Source organism: Nonomuraea sp. NPDC049784 (assembly GCF_040659615.1).
GTDB lineage: Bacteria > Actinomycetota > Actinomycetes > Streptosporangiales > Streptosporangiaceae > Nonomuraea.
This window is the reverse complement of sequence record NZ_JBFAMX010001305.1, coordinates 1-1086: the sequence shown is the minus strand read 5'-3', so window position 1 is coordinate 1086 and position 1086 is coordinate 1. Positions and strand designations below refer to the sequence as shown.

Annotated in this window: 1 protein-coding gene; it reads left to right on the top strand. The window is 72.1% G+C overall.

What is annotated here, in order from left to right:
* The coding region (locus tag AB0J09_RS65610; protein WP_360714709.1) for a condensation domain-containing protein at positions 1-1086 on the top strand (1086 nt) is incomplete at both ends.

Genomic DNA, 1086 nt, shown 5'->3' with positions numbered 1-1086 from the left:
GTTCGACCTGGCGGCCGGGCCGCTGTTCAGGGGGCGGCTGATCCGCCTCGGTCCCGACGATCACGTGCTCAGCCTGTTCCTGCACCACGTGGTGTCCGACGGCTGGTCCGCAGGTGTGCTGCGCCAGGAACTGACGGCGCTGTACGACGCCTTCGCCGCCGGACGCCCCTCGCCGCTGCCGCCCCTCGCGGTGCAGTACGCCGACTACGCGGTCTGGCAGCGCGAGCGGCTCACCGGGGACGTGCTGGACGCGCAGCTGGCGTACTGGCGTGCGCAGCTTGACGGGGCGCCCGCCCTGGACCTGCCCACCGACCGGCCGCGCCCGCCGGTGCGCTCGGCGGCCGGCGCCACGGTCGACTTCGTCGTGTCCGAGGAGACGGTCGCCGGGCTGCGGGCGGTCACCCGCGACAGCGGCGCGACGATGTTCATGACGCTGCTGTCGGCCTTCACCGTGCTGTTGGGGAAGTACGCCCGGCAGGACGACATCGTGCTTGGCAGCCCCGTGGCCAACCGCAGCCACGCCGAGATCGAGAATCTGATCGGGTTCTTCGTCAACACCTTGGTCCTGCGTACCGACCTGTCCGGCGACCCCACCTTCACCGAGCTGATCGGCCGGGTCCGCGACGTCGCCCTGGCCGCCTACGTCCATGCGGACGTGCCGTTCGAGCAGCTCGTCGACGCCCTCGCGCCCGAGCGCGACCGCAGCCGGACCCCGATCTTCCAGGTGATGTTCAGCTACGAGCAGGACGACGGCGAAGAGCTCGGCCTGCCCAGCCTCGACGCGGCCATGCTGCCCGCCGGCGAGCAGAGATCCCTGTACGACCTCCGGCTCGTGCTCATGGACATGGGCGGCGGCGTCGGCGGAGCGATCGAGTACAGCACCGACCTGTTCGACCGGTCCACCGTCGAGCGGATGGTCGGGCAGCTCACCGTCCTGCTGGAGGCCGTGGCCGCCGACCCCGGCCGCCACCTGTCCGAGCTGCCCGCCCTCGGCACGGAGGAGCGCCGCCGGCTGGTCCGGGACTGGAACGACACGGCTACGCCGCTCACGGGCACCGGCGGCGCGCACTCTCTGATCACGGCCAG